Origin of the sequence: Dendronalium sp. ChiSLP03b, from assembly GCF_034531165.2 — a bacterium.
Lineage (GTDB): Bacteria > Cyanobacteriota > Cyanobacteriia > Cyanobacteriales > Nostocaceae > Dendronalium > Dendronalium minutum.
Genome location: NZ_JAVRBR020000071.1, coordinates 50,758 through 72,501, shown reverse-complemented (window position 1 = coordinate 72,501; position 21,744 = coordinate 50,758). Strand labels below are relative to the sequence as shown.

19 protein-coding genes are annotated in these 21,744 nt (G+C 42.9%); 6 read left to right on the top strand and 13 right to left on the bottom strand.

Annotated features, from left to right (window positions below):
• Window positions 1-440: 440 nt before the first annotated feature.
• Window positions 441-1,703, top strand: a complete 1,263-nt coding sequence (locus RMY31_RS18605) for an ATP-grasp domain-containing protein (protein ID WP_322660555.1) — start codon at window positions 441-443, stop codon at window positions 1,701-1,703.
• Between the two features lie 104 nt (window positions 1,704-1,807).
• On the top strand, window positions 1,808-1,942 hold the full coding sequence (locus RMY31_RS18600; protein ID WP_409878074.1) for a hypothetical protein: 135 nt from the start codon (window positions 1,808-1,810) through the stop codon (window positions 1,940-1,942).
• 152 nt (window positions 1,943-2,094) lie between these two features.
• Here the strand turns inward: RMY31_RS18600 and RMY31_RS18595 are convergent, their stop codons facing one another.
• The 8 genes from RMY31_RS18595 to RMY31_RS18560 all read right to left on the bottom strand — a co-directional run bounded on the left by RMY31_RS18595 (window position 2,095) and on the right by RMY31_RS18560 (window position 11,901).
• Window positions 2,095-3,486, bottom strand: a complete 1,392-nt coding sequence (locus tag RMY31_RS18595) for a UDP-glucose dehydrogenase family protein (RefSeq protein ID WP_322660557.1) — start codon at window positions 3,484-3,486, stop codon at window positions 2,095-2,097.
• 150 nt (window positions 3,487-3,636) lie between these two features.
• Window positions 3,637-4,587 (bottom strand): UDP-glucuronic acid decarboxylase family protein, encoded by a 951-nt coding sequence (locus RMY31_RS18590; RefSeq protein ID WP_322660559.1) that lies wholly within the window; start codon window positions 4,585-4,587, stop codon window positions 3,637-3,639.
• A gap of 308 nt (window positions 4,588-4,895) precedes the next feature.
• On the bottom strand, window positions 4,896-7,031 hold the full coding sequence (locus RMY31_RS18585) for a cation:proton antiporter (RefSeq protein WP_322660562.1): 2,136 nt from the start codon (window positions 7,029-7,031) through the stop codon (window positions 4,896-4,898).
• A 149-nt stretch (window positions 7,032-7,180) separates the two neighbouring features.
• A complete protein-coding gene (locus RMY31_RS18580) occupies window positions 7,181-7,837 on the bottom strand; it encodes an HAS-barrel domain-containing protein (protein ID WP_322660563.1) in 657 nt (218 codons plus the stop codon).
• 130 nt (window positions 7,838-7,967) lie between these two features.
• Window positions 7,968-8,165 (bottom strand): NAD(P)H dehydrogenase subunit NdhS, encoded by a 198-nt coding sequence (locus tag RMY31_RS18575; protein ID WP_214430298.1) that lies wholly within the window; start codon window positions 8,163-8,165, stop codon window positions 7,968-7,970.
• Window positions 8,166-8,258: 93 nt separating this feature from the next.
• Window positions 8,259-9,575, bottom strand: coding sequence for a rod shape-determining protein RodA (rodA, locus tag RMY31_RS18570; protein WP_322660566.1), 1,317 nt, complete (start codon window positions 9,573-9,575; stop codon window positions 8,259-8,261).
• A 198-nt stretch (window positions 9,576-9,773) separates the two neighbouring features.
• Window positions 9,774-10,844 (bottom strand): Mrp/NBP35 family ATP-binding protein, encoded by a 1,071-nt coding sequence (locus RMY31_RS18565; RefSeq protein ID WP_322660568.1) that lies wholly within the window; start codon window positions 10,842-10,844, stop codon window positions 9,774-9,776.
• A gap of 532 nt (window positions 10,845-11,376) precedes the next feature.
• The gene (locus RMY31_RS18560) at window positions 11,377-11,901 is read right to left on the bottom strand and encodes an SRPBCC family protein (RefSeq protein WP_322660570.1); all 525 of its coding nucleotides are present in this window, start codon (window positions 11,899-11,901) and stop codon (window positions 11,377-11,379) included.
• A gap of 456 nt (window positions 11,902-12,357) precedes the next feature.
• On the opposite strand from RMY31_RS18560, the gene hemF reads away from it, so the two are divergent.
• Together hemF and RMY31_RS18550 are read left to right on the top strand one after the other, a co-directional pair.
• A complete protein-coding gene (gene hemF, locus RMY31_RS18555) occupies window positions 12,358-13,401 on the top strand; it encodes an oxygen-dependent coproporphyrinogen oxidase (RefSeq protein WP_322660572.1) in 1,044 nt (347 codons plus the stop codon).
• Window positions 13,402-14,133: 732 nt separating this feature from the next.
• Window positions 14,134-14,502 (top strand): STAS domain-containing protein, encoded by a 369-nt coding sequence (locus RMY31_RS18550; protein WP_015136575.1) that lies wholly within the window; start codon window positions 14,134-14,136, stop codon window positions 14,500-14,502.
• A 34-nt stretch (window positions 14,503-14,536) separates the two neighbouring features.
• Here RMY31_RS18550 and RMY31_RS18545 read toward each other — a convergent pair whose 3' ends face one another.
• Window positions 14,537-15,139 carry a chromophore lyase CpcT/CpeT gene (locus RMY31_RS18545; RefSeq protein ID WP_322660575.1) on the bottom strand — a complete coding sequence of 201 codons (603 nt, stop codon included), beginning with the start codon at window positions 15,137-15,139 and terminating at the stop codon, window positions 14,537-14,539.
• Window positions 15,140-15,415: 276 nt separating this feature from the next.
• On the opposite strand from RMY31_RS18545, the gene psb29 reads away from it, so the two are divergent.
• The gene (gene psb29, locus RMY31_RS18540; protein ID WP_322660669.1) at window positions 15,416-16,123 is read left to right on the top strand and encodes a photosystem II biogenesis protein Psp29; all 708 of its coding nucleotides are present in this window, start codon (window positions 15,416-15,418) and stop codon (window positions 16,121-16,123) included.
• 362 nt (window positions 16,124-16,485) lie between these two features.
• Here psb29 and RMY31_RS18535 read toward each other — a convergent pair whose 3' ends face one another.
• From RMY31_RS18535 to RMY31_RS18525, 3 genes are all read right to left on the bottom strand, one after another.
• Window positions 16,486-16,851 carry a phage holin family protein gene (locus RMY31_RS18535; RefSeq protein ID WP_322660577.1) on the bottom strand — a complete coding sequence of 122 codons (366 nt, stop codon included), beginning with the start codon at window positions 16,849-16,851 and terminating at the stop codon, window positions 16,486-16,488.
• Between the two features lie 298 nt (window positions 16,852-17,149).
• The gene (locus tag RMY31_RS18530) at window positions 17,150-17,827 is read right to left on the bottom strand and encodes a biopolymer transporter ExbD (protein WP_322660579.1); all 678 of its coding nucleotides are present in this window, start codon (window positions 17,825-17,827) and stop codon (window positions 17,150-17,152) included.
• A 39-nt stretch (window positions 17,828-17,866) separates the two neighbouring features.
• Complete coding sequence (locus RMY31_RS18525; protein ID WP_322660582.1) at window positions 17,867-18,616, bottom strand: MotA/TolQ/ExbB proton channel family protein; 750 nt, start codon at window positions 18,614-18,616, stop codon at window positions 17,867-17,869.
• A 284-nt stretch (window positions 18,617-18,900) separates the two neighbouring features.
• Here RMY31_RS18525 and RMY31_RS18520 point away from each other — a divergent pair, with 284 nt between their 5' ends.
• Window positions 18,901-19,215 carry a YkvA family protein gene (locus tag RMY31_RS18520; protein WP_322660584.1) on the top strand — a complete coding sequence of 105 codons (315 nt, stop codon included), beginning with the start codon at window positions 18,901-18,903 and terminating at the stop codon, window positions 19,213-19,215.
• 147 nt (window positions 19,216-19,362) lie between these two features.
• On the opposite strand, the gene RMY31_RS18515 is transcribed toward RMY31_RS18520, so the two are convergent.
• A complete protein-coding gene (locus tag RMY31_RS18515; RefSeq protein WP_322660586.1) occupies window positions 19,363-21,426 on the bottom strand; it encodes a hypothetical protein in 2,064 nt (687 codons plus the stop codon).
• Between the last annotated feature and the right edge of the window lie 318 nt (window positions 21,427-21,744).

Genomic DNA, 21,744 nt, shown 5'->3' with positions numbered 1-21,744 from the left:
ATAGTTGCTTGGCATTCATGCCAAGCATGGGTTGAGGAACTGGTCGGTTCTATTCGCAATAAGCAGGCATATTATCAGCGAGGTTTAAGAGCTATGAAGCTTATACAGCAAGCACTTTAACTTGCTTGTCGCCCCTTGAAGAAGTAAATATATGAAGCCTTGAGCAGCAACTTCTTTAAAAGTAATTTTGAAAACTGCTTGGTTTTCATCTCTAGCTTCAATTTTTAATTAAGGCTGTGGCTGAACAGACACAACCTTCCTCTCAAAAATCAGATTTTTCTGATGATTCTCGCGGCGCTTGGCAAACACAATTTCTAAAACAGGGTAGAAAAACTCGAAGCTCAACAAGACAACCTTAATCACCCAGATTAATTAGAGTCTGGCTATGAATGCCTCTACAAAAACATAAATTCAGGAGTTTTGTTGAATTCAAATTAGATATGAACCCAAAATACGACTTTCATTACTTTCAAGGAAGTTCTTTTTCGGAACTATTTGCTCAAGACATTACAGATGCACGTTATGCATTTCTTTTGAATTACCCAGCGACTGCTAGCTGGTCTGCTTACCCCAACACAAAAAAATACTTTATTCAAGACGGCAATGAGGAAGCCACTAAAACCTCATACGATAAAATTTGCCAGAAAGAACCTTGGAAAAATCTCGCTGTGTTAGGCGATGCCATTCCGGGAATTGTCATGAGTCCGCCGCCAAACTTACTGCTTAATTACTGGCAAGAACATTTTGGCTTTAGCTATATCAATATCGAGGTGATGCAAAGATCGCTTTATCTAGATGAACTTAGCAATAGCGAGCGCTTTGACAAAATTATCACTCTATTTCCCTTTGATAATCTGCAAACAGAAAAACACGCCATCTATCCAGATACCCATTACCACTTACTTAGTAAAGCTACGCTAGCTGAACTGGGAGTGCCACATCCAAAATACGAAACCTACAATCTTCAGCGAGTCGGTCTCGAAGATATTCAGTTACCACAATTTCCATATTTGATTAAAACGTCCCACGGACTTTCTGGAGAGGGTACTTATATTATTAATAGCAACGAAACTCTAAATTCTTGTTTTGCAGAATTAAGAAAATATCTCGATATTAAGTTGCTAGATACAATTATTGTCTCAGAGTTCGTCAAGAATGCTGTGCAGAACTACTGCGTACAATTTTATGTCAATAAGGCGGGAGACATAACGCTCATCGGCACTACAAATCAACTTGTCACCTCAGAGGGCAACTATTTAGGGGGAGTAATTCACTACCGCAAAACCGATATGAGCATGTTCTATAAAATCATAGCCGCTATTGGTCAGTATGCTCACCAACAAGGCTATTTTGGCGTTATTGGTTTCGACGTGTTAGAAAATCGAGACGGACAGCTTTATGTAATCGATGCTAATTTCCGCGTCAATGGTTCAACGCCACTGTGCTTGCAACGCCATACTTTATTAGGGTTGGGAAAAGAAGTAGCTAAATATTCCAGTGACTACCGAATGTCAGGATCTTTAGAATCTGTTTTAGCAACTATAAAACCAGAACTAGATCGCAAAGACTTTATTATCCTGTCGGCTTTAGAAGGGAGTGAATACGGAAAAATATATACCGACATTTACGGGATAGTTACTGGAAAGACAATTGAGCAAATGCAGCATATCGAGCATAACTTACAAAATAAGGGATTGCAGTGAATTAGTTTCAGAGTATCTTCTGTCAAGGTATTTTGTATTTACATTGGAATCAATTGACTTTATGGTTTCTATGAAAATTAGTAGCCATTCATACAGGTAAATATTTGCGTAGACGCGAAGCGGCTTGTCGTCAGACATCGCCTGCTTTGAAAAAGCCTCCTCAACATTTGACAGAAGCAATGGGAACGCCCCTTCCTCCTGCTCTTCAAACTGTCAGAAAAAGAGTAGAAACTGAGTAATAAACAATTGAATTTCTCCGAACTTTATGTGTTTCATTCACACAAATAAAATACCGCCTATAAACATCTAAGCGGTACTACGATTAAGTATTGAAATTAAAAATTAAAAAAGCAAATGCACTCTGTTTATTTAATTTTTAATTCTTAATTTTCTATCGTCCAACACCTACATATTGGAAACCAGCCCTTACCATGGTTTCGGGGTCAAGGAAGTTACGACCGTCGATGATTACGGGGTGGTTCATTAATTTGGCCATCTTGGTGTAATCCAGAGTGCTAAACTGCTGCCATTCGGTTACAAGTACCAAGGCATCACAGCCATCAGCCAACCGTTCAGCATCAGTTTCCACTAGTACACCGGAAAGACCATGACGCAGACCTGTTTGTGAAACAATGGGGTCGTAGGCTTTAACTTTGGCTCCCAGTCTATTCAACTGCTCAATCAAGTTGAGTGCTGGAGCATCCCGCATATCATCGGTGTCAGGCTTGAAGGTTAGACCGAGTAGTCCAACAGTTTTACCTTTGAGGATTTTTAATACTTGCTGGAGTTTTTCCAAAGCAATCAGACGCTGGCGTTCGTTAACTGTAACTGCGGCTTTCATCAACTGGGCTTCATAGCCATAATCATCAGCTGTATGAATTAGGGCAGCAACATCTTTAGGGAAGCAGGAACCACCCCAGCCAATACCAGCATTGAGGAATTTATTACCAATGCGAGAGTCTAGACCAATGCCTTTTGCTACTTGGGTGACATCAGCACCAACGCGATCGCAAATGTTAGCAACTTCGTTAATAAAACTAATCTTTGTCGCCAAAAAAGCATTGGCAGCGTATTTGATCATCTCTGCCGAACTGAGGTCTGTTACCAGTACTGGTACAGATGGTAGAGATTGATTCTCAGCATATTTACGCTCCACAATTGGAGCATATAGTTGTTTCATTAAGCCGACTGCTCTTTGACTATTGCCACCCAATACAATGCGATCGGGATTAAATGTATCATATACTGCCGAACCTTCACGCAGAAACTCTGGATTGCTAACCACATCAAATTGGGCTGCAACTTCAGGTAATTTCTCATCAACTGACATTCCACCAGCAGGCACAAGTGTTTTTTGGCGTTCAGCAATTCCATCTAAAACAATCATCCGTACCCAGTCACCTGAGCCAATGGGTACTGTAGATTTATTCACAATTACCTTATAACCACCGTTGAGATTTTCCCCTATGCCACGAGCTACGGCTTCGACATAACGGGTATCACTTTCACCAGTCGGCAAAGGAGGCGTTCCCACGGCAATAAATAGAATTTCGCCATGAGCAACTCCAGCAGCGAGATCCGATGAGAACTGAATTGTCCCTGCTTGAATAGCAGACTGCATTATTTCTGAGAGTCCCGGCTCAAATATTGGTGACTGCCCAGATTTCATTAACTTGACTTTTTCTTCGTTGTTATCTATGCAAATTACATCATGGCCAATATGAGCCAAGCAAGCGCCTGTAACCAAACCAACGTAACCAGTACCAATGACGCAAACACGCATTTAGTTTAACTCCTTGCTTTTCTGGGGTTAGTCTTTAAAAAGAAGTTGTCAATATGACACTTATACGGTGCTGGAAAACCCAGCTACTAAAAGTACGGGCTACAGATGGGGTTAGCCTGCACGCAAATTCAGAGCGGCGCTAAACGCTGCTCAAGAGACTAAATCCTTGATGTCGCTTTTGATGCGATCGCGGAAATCTTCTATTGTTAGTTTTAACCCCTCTTGCAGAGGAATGGTAGGTTCCCAATTTAACCAAGTCTTTGCCCTCGTAATATCGGGACGACGACGACGCGGATCGTCAGAAGGTAGTGGCTCAAACTTAATCTGTGCATCGGGATTCACCATGTTTTGCACAGCTTGGGCCAATTGTAAAATCGTGTATTCACCAGGATTTCCCAGATTCACCGGGCCTGTGTAATCGCTATTCATCAAGCGGATAAATCCTTCTACTAGGTCAGAAACATAGCAAAAACTGCGTGTTTGGGAACCATCACCGTACACAGTTAAAGGATTACCTCGCAAGGCTTGAACTATAAAGTTACTCACTACCCGACCATCGTTTTCTAACATCCTGGGACCGTAGGTGTTAAATATTCTGGCAACCCGAATATCGACTTTATTTTGCCTGTAATAATCAAATGCCAAAGTCTCAGCAACTCGTTTGCCTTCGTCGTAGCACGAACGCAGTCCAATGGGATTAACACTACCCCTGTAATCTTCAGTTTGGGGATGAACTTCGGGATCGCCGTATACTTCACTGGTTGAAGCTAAGAAAAATCTAGCTTTCACACGCTTAGCTAAACCCAGCATATTCAGCGTCCCAATCACGTTAGTTTTAACGGTTTTAACTGGATTGAACTGGTAATGTACTGGGGAAGCAGGACAAGCTAGATGATAAATTTGATCGACTTCTAACCGAATTGGTTCGGTAATATCGTGACGGATGAGTTCAAAATAAGGATGATTTATCCATTTGAGGATATTGCGTTTATCACCTGTATAAAAATTATCTAAGCAAATTACTTCATGCCCTTCGGGTATAAGTCGGTCAATGAGATGGGAGCCAATAAACCCAGCACCACCCGTTACCAAAATTCTCATAGTTTCCCAGTTACTTACGAATATTGCTAATAGCTTTTTAGCTTGTTTTTAGAGTACCCAGCCGAGATACAAAAATATATGACGAACAACGCTAATTAGAAAGGTCTTTTCTGATTTAGTAGTTTGTTTACGTATGCAATTTTGTTAAAATTGCACCTTACTGCTAGTTAATTCATCTAGCAAAATAACAAACATCGTCTTGGGATTGTAATTTTTTAGCTGAGAATTCATCAAATCTTCAACAAAATAAAGTTTTGTTACAGCAAAATTTAAAACAGTCCTAGGGGGAGCCTGACAACTAACTCTTCTCACACAACAGCTGTAGTGTTAGAAGCCCGCGTTAGTGGAGTTCCTGTTAGAGTGCGTTGCGGTTCGCCGAGCATGACAATAGAGCAAGTAAGTTGTCTAGCTAATTGAGTGGTAACATCACTAATGGCTAAACCACCAGGACTTGTCCGATTACGTGTAAAAGGTAAAACTACTAAATCATATAATCGCGCTGCCTGCAAAATTGCTTGGGCAACATTTTCATGAGCGATAATTTGAATTTCTGGTGGATTTGGCAAACCTAATTTAGACATCAATAGAAAAAGTTGCGATCGCTTGGAGGCGATTTTACTAGAACTAGTGCGGCGATCGCACACATTCAGTACAGTAACTTGGGCTTGATTTGCCTCTGCTAGCATCTGAGCTAATTGCACGGGCTGCAATGACGGTGTCATTAAGTTTTCTACTGGTACTAAGATGCGCTGAATTTTTTTCGGTGAGTCTACTAAACGTGTCACAGCTACTGGACAATGAGATGCCCAAAGTACACTATCAATTACATTGCCAAATAAACGCGCTCTCAAACCAGTACGTTTACCCCAACCCATAACAATTAAACTCGCTTTTTGTTCGCGAGCTGCCCTGCTAATTCCTGAAGCAAAAGCATCATCAATTCGCAATAATGGTTCTGCTTGCACTCCCAAGCCTCGACTCTGGGTTGTGGCTTTTGCCAGTAAGCGCTCACTCTTTTGCACAGAGGCTTCTAACTGTGGTGCATCCATATGAATACCAGCAGTAGCGATGACCAACGGTACAATTTTGCCATTGGACTGAAGTGCCAATAATGCTGCCATTTCAACTAAATACTGCTGAGTTTGAGGATTTTGGACGGATACCACTATGGTAAAAGCATTGTGCGTTTCTTCTGGTTTCTGCTCGGGTAGGGTTGGGGATGCTGATTCTGGAACTGGAGAAGAGGGCAAAGTAACGGCTATTTGACTAGTTAGCAATGGTCCTAAAGTTGATGTCAGCAGCATTAGCATAATAATGCTGTTTAAAACTTCTAGTGGCAGTAACCCAGTTCGGTATCCCACTAAAGTTGCTGCTAATGTCGTACTCACTTGAGGTAGCGATAACGACCACATTGTTAGCATTTCTTGCCAGTTATATCGGTAAACCAGTTTCGCCAATAAAGCTGCTATGAATTTGCTGGTAATTAAACCGATTACAATGAAGAACGTTAATTTGAGAAGTCCAATATTTTGGACAAAAGCAGACAAATCGATCAGCAAGCCCAGGTCAACAAAGAAAATAGGAATAAATAGAACACTGCCAACAAACACCACCTTTTCTTTGACTGGCCCCTCACCTACCGCTTCATTTACTGCTAAACCTGCTAAAAAAGCTCCAACAATTTTTTCTATACCTATGAATTGAGCGCCTACAGCAGCGAGAAATACAGCAAGCAACACAAACAAAAATTTATTTCCTTCATCGTCTCCTGACCGCCGGAAAAATTCTTTACCTGCCCATTCAAAACCCACTAAAATGATGATGGAGTAAATAGTTAATGAAGTTAACAAGATGATTAGCTTCACCAAGCTGAATGGCACAATTTGAGTTGCTGCTACACAAACGGCTAATACTAGAAACGCCCCAATATCGGTAAAAATTGTGGCTCCAATTGTAATGGTGACAGCTTCATTATTGACAACTCCCAAACGATTAAGAATGGGGTACGCCAAAAGGGTATAGGAAGCAGACAAAGAGCCAATTAAGATGGAAGTATTCCAACCAAAGCCAAAAATTCGTCCTGCTAAGGTTCCTGTAACTATGGGGATACTAAAGCTGAAAAGCCCAAATCCTAAAGAGCGTTTTTTTCTTTGGCGAAACCGCTCTATATCAACTTCTAAACCTGCGACAAATACTAAGTAAATTAAGCCAATGTCTGATAGCAGGCTAAATATCGGTGATTCTGTGTGAAATAGATTCCAGCCTGATGGTCCAAGTACTACCCCTGAGAATATTAAACCTACGAAGACTGGTAGTCTCAGTCGCTCAAACAGGATGGGTACAACTAAGATAACCACCAGCAAAATAGCAAAGGGAACAATTGGTTCCTTGCCGAGAACTTGGGCTGTTTGTTCCAGAGCAAGAACTTCTGATATTCGTTCCATAGGTAGGATTTAAAGGGGCGACGGTGAAATTGCGATTAGCCCAGAGGCAATCGTCCGATTTAATATAGATAACTGTAAAAGCCACCCTGACGAAAAGTAAAAAAAATCTTAACTTACACTACCTAGGCAATCATCTAAGAACTAACTACCTACGGGTGGATTTGACTTAATATAAACCGTAAGCGATCGTAGTCATCTTTCAACAGTACGCTCAGAGTACGTCCTGCTTGAATTAGCCATTGTCGGTCAGCTTTGCGTAACTGATAAATTTCACGAATAGCTGCTGCGGTTAAGGATTCCACTGGCGCACTGTTTACGGAAAGTAATGTCCGCAAAAAATCGAGTTCTTCAGTGAATTTAATTATCGCTTCTGATTCGCAGCGATAAACAGCTTGATGGATTTGCGGGGGGCGGGGTGGTAGATACTGATACACTCTTTGGTTAGCACCTAGAGTTAGAGACGCTTGCTCAAAGCCGACTATCGCCGCGCGAAATTCAGTCTTAAGCATGGCAAATATCTGGGGTTGTTCCTCGCGCAAATCTTGCAATGACAACCCCAGAGCCACTGCTCTATGCACGGAATCTACGGGCATGGTTGTGGCATAATACACTACAGCATAAACTTGATTGCCTGACTCTTCATCCACAGCACAAACCCAACTACCAAAAGGTGGCATGGAGGGGAAGCTCAAGTCTTCCGGTTCCAAACATTGTGCCAAAAATTCAGTAGTAGTAGTTTCGATCACCTCCGCAATGTGGTTGGGGTGGCGATCGCTGTTTGCAAACTGTGGTAGTGGAAGGCGCATCTTAGTTCTTTGTCAGTTGTGAGCCAGTACGGTCTTGGGGGTTCCCCCCCATGAGTAACTGGCGAACCCGTAAGGGTCAGTAGTCAGTTGTCAGCTACTAACTACTGACTACTGACTACTAACTCTTGTTCTATTTCGCTTTTTTACGTCCTGCTGTGGTTTCTACGAGATCCAGTTCTGACAGGCGAAAGGTAATTAATTTATCCCAGTTTCCACCTTCAAACAGTACAGCTACCTTGCCATCACTTACTCGTTGCACGAGTCCTTCATAGCGATAATAGGTATCTGCGGGATTCTTGACGCGAACAGTTGCTCCAGGCAGAATCATGATTTTTACCCTCGCTTGTTTACTTTTAATAGCTTAATACTTGTCATTAGTCATTAATCCTTTGTCCTTTGCTAATGACCAATGACAAAGGACTCATAAATAATACTTCTGTCGTTGTCGAAAATTTGCTACCGATTCTACTATTCCTAAAGCAATGAAGTTGGTCAGCATCGCAGAACGACCGTAACTCATCCAAGGTAAGGGAATTCCCGCCACAGGTGCTAAACCAACGGTCATGCCAACGTTGACAATCACCTGGAACACAATCATCGACAAAACACCAATCGCTAACAATGAGCCAAAGTTATCTTTGGCGGTTTGAGCTATGTGTAACAAACGGAAGCAAATTAAGCAGAAGACAAACAATACTAACAAACAACCAACAAAACCAAATTCTTCACCTACTGCGGAGAAAATGAAGTCTGTATGCTGTTCGGGTACGAAATTTAGTTGTGTCATCGGCCCCTTGAATAGACCCCATCCCCAAATTTCACCAGCACCAATGGCAATGCGAGATTGATTTTGGTGATATCCGGCTCCTAAAAGGTCGTGTCCGGGACGAAGAAATACCGTTAGTCGGTCTTTTTGATAGTCTTTTAAAATGTGGTTCCAAGCAAATACGCCTAATTCACCACCGAGCATATTGAGTATCCATGCGCCCATACCACTAATACCAAAGCGTCGCCAAGGAAGAGTCTGCCAACCTACAATTCCCATCGCAAATGCCCAAATTAACCCTAACGGCCCTAGGGCTATTTCTTTGAACACTACTAATGGTTCTGCTAAAGGCCAGGATATACCAAACAAAATTGCGGCTATTACAGGAGAAATCAACAGTATCAGCCAACCTGGGTTCGCATTTCCCCAGTACAACATTCCTAAGACTATTGCTCCAAATACTAGTGATGTTGCCAAATCAGGTTGAGTAAACACTAATAGCCAGGGCAGAGCGGTGAATGCCAACGCGCGGCAAAAGTTGGGTAGGGTAGCAGCGGTACGCTTATGTAATAAGGCTGCTAACGTGATAATCAGCCCAACTTTGGCAAATTCTGAGGGTTGGACGTTGAAGCCAGCAATACTAATCCACCGTTGTGCCCCTTTGGCACTAGTACCAGCCAGCATCACGGTAATCAGACTGAGGTTCGTTAGTGCGTATGTTACCCAATGCCACTGAATCAGATTTTCGTAACGGCAGCGAGCTAAAAACAACGCTATCAAAGTACCGATGCCAGCTACTAACCAGTGCCACCACCAGTCAGTTACTGGCTGCTTTAGTTCTGTACTCAGGATTGTGATGCCGCCAAAGATACTGACACCAATAGGCAAACAAAATAATAGCCAATCTACTTGCTGCCAGGGTTTAACCCAATACTTCCAACGAATTTTGGGGAGCGAACGTTTTAACAACATTGTGCGATGTTAGACTTTAGCTTTGAGAAATTAAATTTATTGACCAAGAAGTCTTAAGTTTAAAGGATGAAAGCTTTAGATGCGTAGCGACTTGCCACAGGATAGGATGAAAATTTTATACCTCAGCCTTTATTTTGACTATTAATAATCTGTATTCCTAGGCTATTGCCCAGGAATCAGACAAAAATTAAAAATTTATTATGTCAGGGCTGCAACTGAGACTTTACCAGCAATAGCAAGGGCGATCGCTTTTAATGCTTTTGCAGAAGCAGAATCGGGATCGGCTACGACTATAGGTATGCCATTGTCCCCACCAACTCTCGTAGAAATCTCTAGCGGCACGCACCCTAGTAAAGGTACTCCCAACTCTGCGGCTGTTTTCGAGCCACCACCAGAACCAAAGATGTCATATTGCTTATCTGGCATATCTGGGGGAATAAAGTAGCTCATGTTTTCTACGATTCCCAACACCGGGACATGCAGTTGCTGGAACATTCGCAATCCCTTCCGTGAATCTAATAGTGCTACGTTTTGCGGTGTAGTGACAATTACTGCTCCTGACATCGGTACTGCTTGGGTTAAAGTTAACTGAGCATCTCCGGTTCCTGGTGGCATATCTACAATCAAATAGTCCAGTTCTCCCCATTGCACTTGATAGAGAAACTGGCGAATCACTCCATTGAGCATTGGGCCCCGCCAAATCACTGGCTGATCTCGGTCAATCAAAAAGCCCATTGAGACTAATTTGACACCGTGATTAAAGGCAGGTTCCAGGACTTCCCCTTTTTCTGTGGAGTGGACGACAATTTGAGCATCAGCCAGCCCTAGCATAGTGGGATCGTTGGGGCCGTAAATATCGGCATCTAGCAACCCAACTTTAGCTCCCGTTTGCGCTAGAGCCACTGCTACGTTGACAGCCACTGTACTTTTACCAACACCACCTTTGCCGCTGGAAACTGCCAAAATATTTTTGACACCAGGAACGCCACTGCGATCGGGTAAGCTTTTTTGCTGGGGTGTTTCTGCTGTCACCTCTACGCTGATATCTGTAACGCCTGGTAGTTTTTTAACAGCCCTTTCACAATCTTCAACGATAAATTCACGTAAGGGACAGGCAGGTGTAGTCAAGACCAAAGTGAAGCTAACCTTGCCGCCGTCAATTTTGACGTTGCGAATCATATTCAGTTCTACCAGACTCTTACGGAGTTCGGGGTCTTGCACTGGTCGCAACACTTCTAAGACAGAGCGGGAATCGAGGACATTGTACATAAAATAATTCAAAATTAAAAATGAATAAATGCGTCCTCCGTACTGCTAAAGCAGAACCCGAAGGTAGGGTTGTTGTTCGCACAGCATCTCGTTCGCCAAAGGCGTTCCCGTAGACGCAAAGCGGCTTGCCGCAGGCTAGGGTAGAGAAGACATCGCGACGTGCGTCTTGGCTAGTCACCAGATGCAAATTAGCTGAGCGATAGCTTAGTATTTTTACTGTTACCGCCGTAATGAAATTTAAAAAATTTTCATTATCATCTAATAAAATCTTAACTTTCTTTAGGGATTATAGATTTGGTATTGGGGATTAAGGATGAGTCAGGGGTCATTTAAAATTTTTCTCCCCCTGCTTCACGCCAGTTCCTATAACGCAGGTAACCTCGCAGTCGCCTGTGGAGGGAAACCCTCTCCGAAGTTTGCTTGGAGGGAAACCCTCCGACGCTCGATGACTCGCTAACGCTACGCTATGGCAACTTCTCTTTGCAGCGCTGCTCGCAACGGACTGGCTCCCCTGCTCTCTTATCCCCATTCCTTAGAAATCAAAACAACTATCGTTAAGAGATTTTTTCTTTCCTGACACAGCTTGTAATGCGGCTTTTTCTACTGCTTCAACTAAGGAGCGTGCTACACGATCTGCGTAAGGACGGGACAATGACCAAATCAGTGGAGACAACCAACCTCGCAGCGTCACAGAATAAGATAAGCAAGTGCCACAAACTGTGGATTCTACTTGGTAAGTGATCCGTTCCTCGACACCAGGAATCGCCAGTACTCGAATACTCAGCATCTCTCTGGGATTGACACGCTCCACGAAAATCTGGATGGGGAACGGCGAAAAGCGTGTCACCGCCTGAAAAATCAATCCAGGTTTGGGTACTAATCCGTAGGGAACATTGGTACTTTTGAGCAGTGGATGCCAGGAAACGTCTGTTAAGTCAACCACCTTCAGCCAGAGTTCATCTACAGAAGCAGAACTAATTTCTCGATACGTTCGTACCAGAGAAGCGCAAAACCGACAACGTTTGCGGTGGATGAATTTGGATAACCAACCTCGCATTTACCTAATCCTCCTCGCTACACACTTGCTGCTAACTCTGGTATTGTTGGATTGCACTTTATCTAAATTGCCCTCTGCATAGCAAGCCCCCATTAGGCATAGAGGACAATGCGATCGCTCTTGAATTTAAACCTCGACTCGTGGAACACCATTGAACAGTTCAGTCCGTACCTTGATACTTTAAAGTAGAGAGTGCTTGTAAGTTAATTCGCCAGAGTCTGACGTTGACACCAGAATCCCATCAAGAAGTTCAAAAAAAACTCAGTCAATATACAAGCCTATACGCATTTGAGGGAAAATAACTCTAGTCATGCCCATCAATTGTGTAAATGCTTGACCATTAAGAAAAAAGTAGGTTGGGCAAATTGAGCCTGATTGTTGGCTCGTGTTGCCCGCAAATTTTTAAACTAAAAATTTGTGGCTTTTTGGAAATTGTAATTTAGGTTTGGGAATCTTATGTTGACCAACTCGCACACCCCCACTGTAGAAGCAGTACCATCCAAGTCTTTACCAGGAACTGATGCTCAGGCTAGAGTCAGTCAGTTTATGAAACAACTGCAAGACGAAATTTCCCAAGCTTTGGGAGAACTGGATAGTGTGGGTAAGTTTCACGAAGATAGTTGGGAACGTCCAGAAGGGGGTGGAGGGCGATCGCGCGTGCTGCGTGATGGTGCAATATTTGAACAAGCAGGTGTAAATTTTTCTGAAGTTTGGGGTTCTCATCTGCCTGCATCAATTTTAGCCCAACGCCCAGAAGCAGCCGGACACGGCTTTTATGCTACAGGCACTTCATTGGTGTTACATCCGCGAAATCCTTATGCACCCACAGTCCACCTGAATTACCGCTATTTTGAAGCAGGACCAGTATGGTGGTTTGGTGGCGGTGCTGATTTGACACCTTATTACCCCTTTGCCGAAGATGCTGCCCATTTCCATAAAACACTAAAGCAGGCTTGTGACCAACACCACCCAGAGTATTATCCAGTGTTTAAGCGTTGGTGTGATGAATATTTCTATCTCAAGCATCGGGGTGAGACACGCGGTATTGGTGGTCTGTTTTTAGATTACCAAGATGGTCAGGGTAATTTATATCGCGGCCCTAACCCCAATGGAGAGGCAGCCATCTATAGCAACCAAGTGGGCGCACCAGAGCAACGTAATTGGGAAGATTTATTTGCCTTTGTTCAAGACTGTGGCAAGGCATTTTTGCCGGCTTACGTGCCAATTGTACAAAGACGACATGGGATCGAGTATGGCGATCGCGAACGGAATTTTCAACTCTACCGCCGCGGTAGGTATGTAGAATTTAACTTGGTTTATGACCGAGGCACAATTTTTGGTCTGCAAACCAACGGACGAACAGAATCTATTTTGATGTCTTTACCTCCCTTAGTGCGCTGGGAATACGGTTATCAGCCAGAACCCAATACTCCAGAAGCCGAATTGTATGAAACCTTCCTCAAGCCTCAAGATTGGATAAACTGGGCACCTGCTCAATAGTGCTGAGGCAGGAGGTAAGAGGACGACAGTTGCTCCACTTGGGGAGTCCCTAAGACCCTACCCTGCGGGTTCTGCTTTAGCAGTACGGGTGACACTCCTAACGTCGCGCTTCGCTGCGCTAACAGCACTTTGCTATCGACGGAAATCCCCTTCGCGCCAGCGTCTCCCCTTTGGGAGAAGACAGCAAGTGCTTCAACGCACTGTCTCCAGAAGGCAGGAGTTAGGGACTTCCAGAAATTAAATTATTCAATTGTAAGAGCGAAGACGATTGTGAGATTCTTCCTCCCCTGCTCCCCCTGCTTCACGGCAGTTGCTACAACGCGGGGAACCCGCGCAACGCACTGCCTCCCCTGCTCACCAAAGCGATGGGATATTTTTTTAGTTGGAAGTCCCTTATTATTCTTCCCCTTGTCCCCCTTGTCTCCCCCTGCCTCCTCAATCCCCAATCTTCACTCAGTACTTATAAGGGTACTCAGCACTATTTTGGTGAGTTAAACTACTAAAAGGAAGCACCTAGCAAAAAAAGGTGACAAATTTAGCTGTAGCTTGTTAATCTCAAGTGTTAGCACTGAATAAGTTTGTGAGTGGTGAGTCATCTCATTTACTAGCTCTCCGGAAGATATTCTGGGTATGAGGAAGTAAAAGTTGCTAAAAAGCAAGTCTATTGACTTACCAATCCAAGATTAAATCCAGCAGCAGTCAATTTTAAGACGAGTGCCACGGGGAGGCTTAGTGATTCAGATAGAACAAACAACCTATACAACCCAAGACGGTAATACCGTTATTGTCTTGACACCAGCAGGTCGTCTAGACATAACCACAGCTTGGCAATTTCGCCTGAAGTTACAAGAGTGTATTTCCAAACTTAGTCGCCATGTAGTTGTAAATCTCGGTCAGGTTAATTTTATTGATAGTTCGGGTCTTACGTCTTTGGTCGCTGGTATGCGCGATGCTGATAAAGTCAAGGGCAGTTTCCGCATCTGCAATGTACATCCAGAAGCTAAACTCGTGTTTGAAGTTACGATGATGGATACGGTATTTGAAATCTTTGAAACAGAGGAGGAAGCTTTAGAAGGTGTACCTCGTAGTATCGCCAGCTAAATTTTGGATTTTAGATTACAGTTGAATCCAAAATCTAAAATAGAGAGTACTGTTCTCTCTTAGTGTAGCGATAAGGGCCGATAATCGCTCCCCAAGTAGCTTTTCCAGTTTCTGGGTCAATTCCTTTGTCATAGCTGTGAAATTCTGCTGTAGTGGCTTCAAACCCCAAGGAAACTTGTACGCTCTTGCCAAGATAAGTAAAGCTGCAACGAGTTTCTGGTAGTGGAGTAGCAGCAAACTTATAGCTATTGGGGGCTAATATCTCTTGAGTAACTGTGAGAATGCAGCCTGGTAGTAAATCTAATTGCTCAATCGCCAGTGTCTTAAGTAAAGCAGGATTACGACCTGCACCACTTAAGGCACTTGGGTCTTTAAGCATATAGTACTGAATCATGGTTGAACCAGAGTTTTGACTTGGGATTAACCGCATAATTCTCTGGCGGTATGGACGGTCTAAGTTAGTAATATTGGCTTGTTCGGCAAACAAGGTAATACTGTCTTCTCGGAACAAGTCAACTGGTCTTTGCCACATCCGCAGGTTGACGTACCACACAGGCTCTGCCAATGCTTGTTCGCGATTATCAAATTCACCAGCTAGGTACTCACCTAGGATTATTAAATTGGGCAAAAAACTCATAAATGCAATGCACGATCGCAAAAATTATAATTTTTGTTTAGCTCTCTAAAAAAGAGGGTTCATACCCCTCATACTACTAGTTAAAAGAATTTAAAATAAAAAATATCCCATTGCCATTTTTGGTTGACTGCGAATGCTCAGCAACTAGAAGTAGGACTAATCTATGTTTTGGAGTTCTCTTCAAGAGTAGCTCGTGTTCGGAAACCTGAACTTGGCAAAGTAGCCTTTAAGGGAGAGAATAATTATAACGTCGCCCTTAACATTTTCTTTTTATTTGTGAATAACGTCCGTACTGTCTCTGATACAAAGCGAACTTTTTACTCTCTTCACACTCGGCCGATTAACACAATTTATCGTCGGGTTGTGGAAGAACTGATGGTGGAAATGCATCTGCTGTCGGTAAATGTTGATTTTACCTACAATTCTATTTATGCCTTGGGTGTCGTTACGTCCTTTGACCTCTTCATGCAAGGCTACCAACCAGAACGGGATAAGGAATCGATTTTTAACGCCCTGTGTCAGTCCGTAGAGCAAGAAGCGCAACGCTATCGACAGGAAGCTGAACGGCTACAAAATTTGGCTAAAACTTTATCTGCCAATGATTTAACAGCGTGGCTCAGCCAAAGCACAAATCTCGATCGCGATCCTGACTTGCAAGCACAACTGCAAGCGATCGCTAATAATCCTAACTTTAAATACAGTCGCTTGTTTGCAATTGGTTTATTCTCGTTGCTGGAGTTGTCAAATCCGGAATTAGTCAAAGATGAAAAGCAACGCACTGAAGCGTTGAAAACTATCGCTGCTGGCTTAAAGCTGTCAGAAGAGAAACTCAACAAGGATTTGGAGTTGTACCTCTCGAACCTAGACAAGATGGCACAAGCACTTATAGTTATGGCAGATATGCTTGCAGCGGAGCGCAAAAAACGCGAACAGCGCAAACAACAATCAACAACCTCAGTTGCTCCCCCAACTGCTAACGAATAGTGAAAACTTAGGAGTTAGTAGAGGCGCAAAACCTTGCGCCCGTACAGGAGGAGGCAGTACGTTGCAAAGCCAGTGCCGTGCGGAGGGAAACCCGCCAACGCGGCTGCCTCCCCGTTGTAGCAACTGCCGTTTAGTGGGACTCAGACAAAAAATACCCAGAAAAATAACTCAAATGTCTATATAAAGAGACTTTGACATTGTTTTGTCTAGTCTCTTGATATATCTGAGTTTCAGGCGTTTTTGAGTATTTGGTGTATTTTCCTTACCCTGTATAGGTTTGAGACCTCTTTCTTTCCAAAAAATGTTTAAGTTCCGTTATGAGTTATTAACAATTCATAACTCATCTCTCATCATGCTTAACTTTATACACCTAATAATTTGTAGATCAAGCTGTTGATCAAAGTGAGTGCAAATGCCCCTAGCACAGCACTCCAAATACCGAAGCGCAGGCGAAAGCCTTCTACCAACCAAGCCGCAATACTAAAACAAACAACGGCAATCATGAAGGTGAAAATGCTGGATAGTAAGTCAAATGTCAGCAAATTAGGTACAACAAATACGAGGCGTAAAATCGGTCTTACGATTGCCGTAACAATACCCAGTATTGCAGCAGATAAAAAGGCTTTTTGGGGACTGTCAACTTCAACTCCCAAGGGCAACTTGCTAATAATTAACAAGCTGATAGATGTTACTATCCAAACAATTAACAGCGTTACAATTTCATTCATTAGCCATAATCCCTGAAACGCAAATGGCGATTGGCAGTACACTCAGTCTATTGATAGGAAAATCTTTGAAGCTCAACCAATTATTTGTAAATTAGCAGTTTTTTTTATCTAACCAGAATTTATTTCTTATATCTTTAGATTTAGGAAAAATTTGAAGGGAGTGCTGAGTAGAGACGCGACGCCAGTCGCTACAACGGGGGGAACCCCGCAATGCGCTGGCTTATTAATCGCGTCTATACAAGAGTTATTTGTCAGTTGTTTTATCTTCCCTTGCTCCCTGCCTCTCTCCTTTTCTATCTCACCTTTGAGGTGCAGGATTAGTTTTTCTAGGCGCTTGAGGTGCTTGTGTGTTGGGAACAATGGGAGTAACACCTTGCCCTGTTGGTGGTTGATTAGGTGTTGTGGGTAAGGGAATTTGATTAGGGTTTGAAGGCAAGTTGGGGTTAAACTCACCTTGTGGATTAATTCCGGGAATTGGAACAGTATTAGGTATGTCTCCAGGATTTACTGGGAAATTGGGGTTTGTAGGTAGGTTAGGTGAATTTGTGGGTAATTGCGATGGCCCAGGTATAATTCCCAAAGAGACGCGATCGCCTCCCACTTCTCGCATTAAATCCAAAGTCTCAATGACATCGTTGTAAGTAGATGTACGTGATGCATTTAGCACTAAAACGCCATTAGGATTTTCTTCAAGATACTTCCTTAACCTCTGTGCTAAATCTTCTCTTTTCACGGGCTGTTTTTCTATGTAAGTATTGCCAACAGCGTCAATAGTTACAATTTGACTGCCGATCTGTGAGGTTGCACCAGCAACTGTACTTGTGCTGGCTTTAGGCAAATCAACATTAATTACCTGTTGGCGAGTAAATTGCAAAGCCGCCAACAGAAAAAACGTCAGGATACAAAAAACGACATCAATTAAAGGAATAATTTGAACTTGTAGTTCTTCAATTGGAGTGTGTAGATTAACTTTCATTGTCTCACTCTACGCATAGTTTAGGTTCTAAATTGTTGACTATGACTCTAATGAATCTGGAGCATTGGGGGGTGCTGGAGGTTCAGGAAAAGTGCTTTTGCCTCGCTTGCGGGGAGGATTAAAGCTGTCCCGTGAAGCTTCTTGCACGACTGATGTACTATTGTTGAAATCAGGTGGTGACTGAAGATAAAGCAATTCCATTTCATTCCCTGCCTTCCGAAAAACTTTGACTTGGTTAACTAAAAAACCTTGAAATAATCGGTAAAATGTCAAACTAACGATCGCAACTATTAGCCCTGTTGCCGTACTAATTAAGGATTCACCAATACCAGTAGTCACTCCAGCTGTGGATTCAGTCCCCAAGTCGCCAATCCGAATTGACCGCAAAGAGTGGATCAAACCCAAAACCGTACCTAACAATCCCAACAGTGGAGCCAGAGCAATCACAGCTTCTAAAAGTTTTTCACCCCGGCGCATCCCTGCTAATTCATCTTCCGCTGTGGACTCCAGCGCCAGTCGAAAGGTTTCTGCATCACTATTAGGCAGGCTTAAAGGCGCATATAGAAACCGCCCGATAGGCTGATCCGTTGCCCGTTTAGCAATTTCCGCAGCCACTTCCCAATTATCACGGGCAGCATCAAGAACGCGATCGACTATTTCCTTTTCCTGAGTTAAAATTCGCAACCAAAACCACAGACGCTCGAAAATCACACTTAAAGACAGTATCGACAGAACAAGCAAAGGCCACATCGCTGGCCCGCCCTTGTAAAACAGATCTAAAATATCCATTTTTTAAATTTCCTCCCTGCATTTTTAGAGCAAATATCCCAAAGCATTTTAATTCTAGAGATTAATGCACAATTACCATACTCTTGTGCCGAATCGCAGGTTAGGTATTTGAGCAAGTAGTCAAGAGATTGGCGAGATGAGGGAGAATTAACTTACCCTGCCCCTCTGCTTCCTGCCTACTAACTCTTTACGAGTAGCGTCTTCCAGACTAACGTGGGCGGTTATTCCCACCAGAAGTTTGTAGGATAATTTGTCAAAATTAAAGGTAATTGGAGGGCTAAAATATGAAATTCTCAGTCCAATCACTTTACACTTGGTATCGCAATTTGCTTCGTAACCCGAAGTACCGTTGGTGGGTTATTTTAGGAACACTAGTCTATCTAGTCAGCCCATTTGATATCGCCCCAGACTTTATACCTGTTGTGGGACAGATAGATGATGTGTTCCTTTTGACACTACTAGTTTCTGAGGTGTCTGGACTAGTAATTGAAGGTTGGAAAGCTCGCAAGGGTAATGTGGACAGCCAAGACCCCAACCAGCCAGAGCCTTCTACCTCCACTGGAAACACTATTGATGTTGATGCTGTCTCTGTTAAATAGTTTTTTAAATCAAATAAAATTTAAAAAAACCCCTGCTTTTGCGGTCTGCTCAAAGATGGCTTGCAATGCAGGGGATATTTGTTGACCGATGAATGTGGATTGTGAAGCTGGAACAATTACACTGGAATACTTGATTATTTGGAAGTTCTAAAGAGATTGTGCGGGTAGAATTTCTGGATTATCGTCCAAAGACAGAAGGAATTCTATTAAGTCAGACTGGTCTTGAGTAGTAAAACTAGCTTGTTTATCCACCCAGTAATTATGGCCGCTACCGTCTACATTCGATTTCTGCAAGTCGGGTTGAGCATGATTAGCTGCAATCACTTGTTGACGTAAGTTGCGGTCTAAAAGCGATCGCAGACTAGCACTAGGATCGGGTGCAATATTATTTAATAGTGTGCCTACAATACCTAATTGGTCTGGTCGAGCTACTGTATATTCGTTTGTGTCCTGTTGCAGTGCTTCTTTGCCAACAGCAACGCCACCATCGTGTAGATAAGGTGCGGTAACATGCAGTCCGATTAAACTAGGTACTTTGTAACCGCCTGAGTTCCCGATAGCGTAAGCAAGGTTGTAGTCTTCTGGTGCTGTAATATCTGTAGGCACATCTAGCACCAAAGGATTGTTTGGCAGTGGAACGGACACGTTACTAGCATAAGTTTGGGGCTTGACGAAGTTGCGAGCGAAAGCTGCTTGAGCTTTTGCCCGTGAAGGCTGAGATTTAATTTCTTGTTGAGCGATGACGCGATTATTAGTAAAATACCGTCCGCTGTGGCATTCAATGCACCCTGCTTTTGTAAAAATTGCTGCTCCTCGCTTGAGGGCTTCTAAGTTGGTAGACTGATGTGGCGGCGGTGCTAAAGTATTTTGAAACGCGGACATGCCATTGAGTTGTGCTGCAACTGGCTGTCCTGGTGAATTTGCCATTAACCCGTCTAGGATAAACGGTGAACCCTTGGGAAATCCTGGCATTTTAATCACCTCATTCATGGCAGGTGTCCCGGGAGTAGGATCGATTTTCTCAAAAAATTCTGATGGTTTAGCACCTGCTGGTAATCTAAAGGCTGAATTAGCAGAATTTTGCAGAATCACGCCTAAATAAGTCTCTTTATCAATGCCTAATAGCTGCTGACTGGCATCAGCACCCGTTGTTAAGTCTGAGTTTGTCGCGTGGACGTTGCTGTTAAGTGTGGTGAGTCCGTGAAACCAACCAATTGAGGCGTTACCACTCCAGCCGTAGGGATATGCTGCAAAGGTGTAGGAAGATGGATTTTGCGATGGATTGTTTTTGTTGTCGCCTGTGGAGTCAAAGTTACCGGGAGGCCAAGCTAATAGTGCTTCATCTACAGCATCTTCTAAAGCTTTGGCATCTGGTAGACGTGCTTCTTGATTATCGGCGTTGATGTAAGTAGTTCCGCTAGGAGCTATTGTTAGGGGATTAGCACCTGTTTGCCGAAACCAAGCTGCTGAGTTACTTGCTAATGCCAAAATTAAGCCAGTATCCAGGTCGTTGTTGGGTGCGCCTTCTAAAATGCGTCCGCTACCTCGGTCAACAGCGGCATGGCACGCTGCACAGGTAATGCCAACACGAATTTTGCCGTGGTTAATGCGGGTAATAACTCCCAAAGGGAATAGAGAACCTGCGGGAACATCAAGTCCGGTATTGAGGATATCGCCTTGTTTGAAAGTGCGATTTCCCACAGTCATATCTCTATCTAAAGTTACTTGTAAATTTGTTGTATGTTTGCCACCAAGGGAAGCGATCGCTTTTGCCAAATTACCGATATTCAAAGGGCCGTTGAGAATACCAGTCACATCAGTGATGAAAATTTCATTTCCAAAGGTTTCTGTATAAAAAGCATCGCGTCCAAGCTTGATTAAATCTTCAGTAATTACAACAGCACCATTATTTTCCGATAGTAGTTGTTTGCCTGTGTCTGTCTTAAGCAAACTTGCTGCGACATCTTTTTTAACTACCTTACCTAGTACATCGTAAGAACCAATTTCCTGGGCTGTAGACTGTATAAGGGGTGTATATGTTTTGTTAATACTCGGCGTTTTGGGCAAAGTAATATCAATCTGGTATGTCCAAAAGCAAATAAAAGCGATCGCAGCTAGCAGTACCCAGAATTGACGTAGCCGCAAAAAGTTTTTAAGTATGTTTGGTTTGTGTGTTTGCAAATTATACGTCTGGTCGGAAGAAGGAACCATAACATTTGACTCAGAGGATGTCTCTCAGAGTAAAAAATTTTACTTAACAGTATTTTTGCTGTAAATAAAAATACTTTATTGACAGTATTACGAGAGTCATCAATCCATCATCTTGCCCAGGTAATACCAATTCTCTAAATTAATGTTAATTAGACACCAAGCTAGAAATTTATGCTTATAACTCATATGGCAAAACCATCCACGATCATTTTTCTAGCTTGAGCTTGTATTTCTACAGTAATGCTCTAATCCTGGCACAGATAATTTGTATCCATTATCACTAGCGAACTTAACATTTAATCATATTTTATCTAACCT

Coding starts and splice junctions, on each gene's coding strand:
- RMY31_RS18605 (WP_322660555.1), top strand. CDS start 441: ATGAACCCAAAATACGACTTTCATTACTTTCAAGGAAGTTCTTTTTCG.
- RMY31_RS18595 (WP_322660557.1), bottom strand. CDS start 3,486: ATGCGTGTTTGCGTCATTGGTACTGGTTACGTTGGTTTGGTTACAGGC.
- RMY31_RS18590 (WP_322660559.1), bottom strand. CDS start 4,587: ATGAGAATTTTGGTAACGGGTGGTGCTGGGTTTATTGGCTCCCATCTC.
- RMY31_RS18585 (WP_322660562.1), bottom strand. CDS start 7,031: ATGGAACGAATATCAGAAGTTCTTGCTCTGGAACAAACAGCCCAAGTT.
- RMY31_RS18580 (WP_322660563.1), bottom strand. CDS start 7,837: ATGCGCCTTCCACTACCACAGTTTGCAAACAGCGATCGCCACCCCAAC.
- RMY31_RS18575 (WP_214430298.1), bottom strand. CDS start 8,165: ATGATTCTGCCTGGAGCAACTGTTCGCGTCAAGAATCCCGCAGATACC.
- rodA (WP_322660566.1), bottom strand. CDS start 9,575: ATGTTGTTAAAACGTTCGCTCCCCAAAATTCGTTGGAAGTATTGGGTT.
- RMY31_RS18565 (WP_322660568.1), bottom strand. CDS start 10,844: ATGTACAATGTCCTCGATTCCCGCTCTGTCTTAGAAGTGTTGCGACCA.
- RMY31_RS18560 (WP_322660570.1), bottom strand. CDS start 11,901: ATGCGAGGTTGGTTATCCAAATTCATCCACCGCAAACGTTGTCGGTTT.
- hemF (WP_322660572.1), top strand. CDS start 12,358: ATGTTGACCAACTCGCACACCCCCACTGTAGAAGCAGTACCATCCAAG.
- RMY31_RS18545 (WP_322660575.1), bottom strand. CDS start 15,139: ATGAGTTTTTTGCCCAATTTAATAATCCTAGGTGAGTACCTAGCTGGT.
- RMY31_RS18535 (WP_322660577.1), bottom strand. CDS start 16,851: ATGAATGAAATTGTAACGCTGTTAATTGTTTGGATAGTAACATCTATC.
- RMY31_RS18530 (WP_322660579.1), bottom strand. CDS start 17,827: ATGAAAGTTAATCTACACACTCCAATTGAAGAACTACAAGTTCAAATT.
- RMY31_RS18525 (WP_322660582.1), bottom strand. CDS start 18,616: ATGGATATTTTAGATCTGTTTTACAAGGGCGGGCCAGCGATGTGGCCT.
- RMY31_RS18520 (WP_322660584.1), top strand. CDS start 18,901: ATGAAATTCTCAGTCCAATCACTTTACACTTGGTATCGCAATTTGCTT.
- RMY31_RS18515 (WP_322660586.1), bottom strand. CDS start 21,426: ATGGTTCCTTCTTCCGACCAGACGTATAATTTGCAAACACACAAACCA.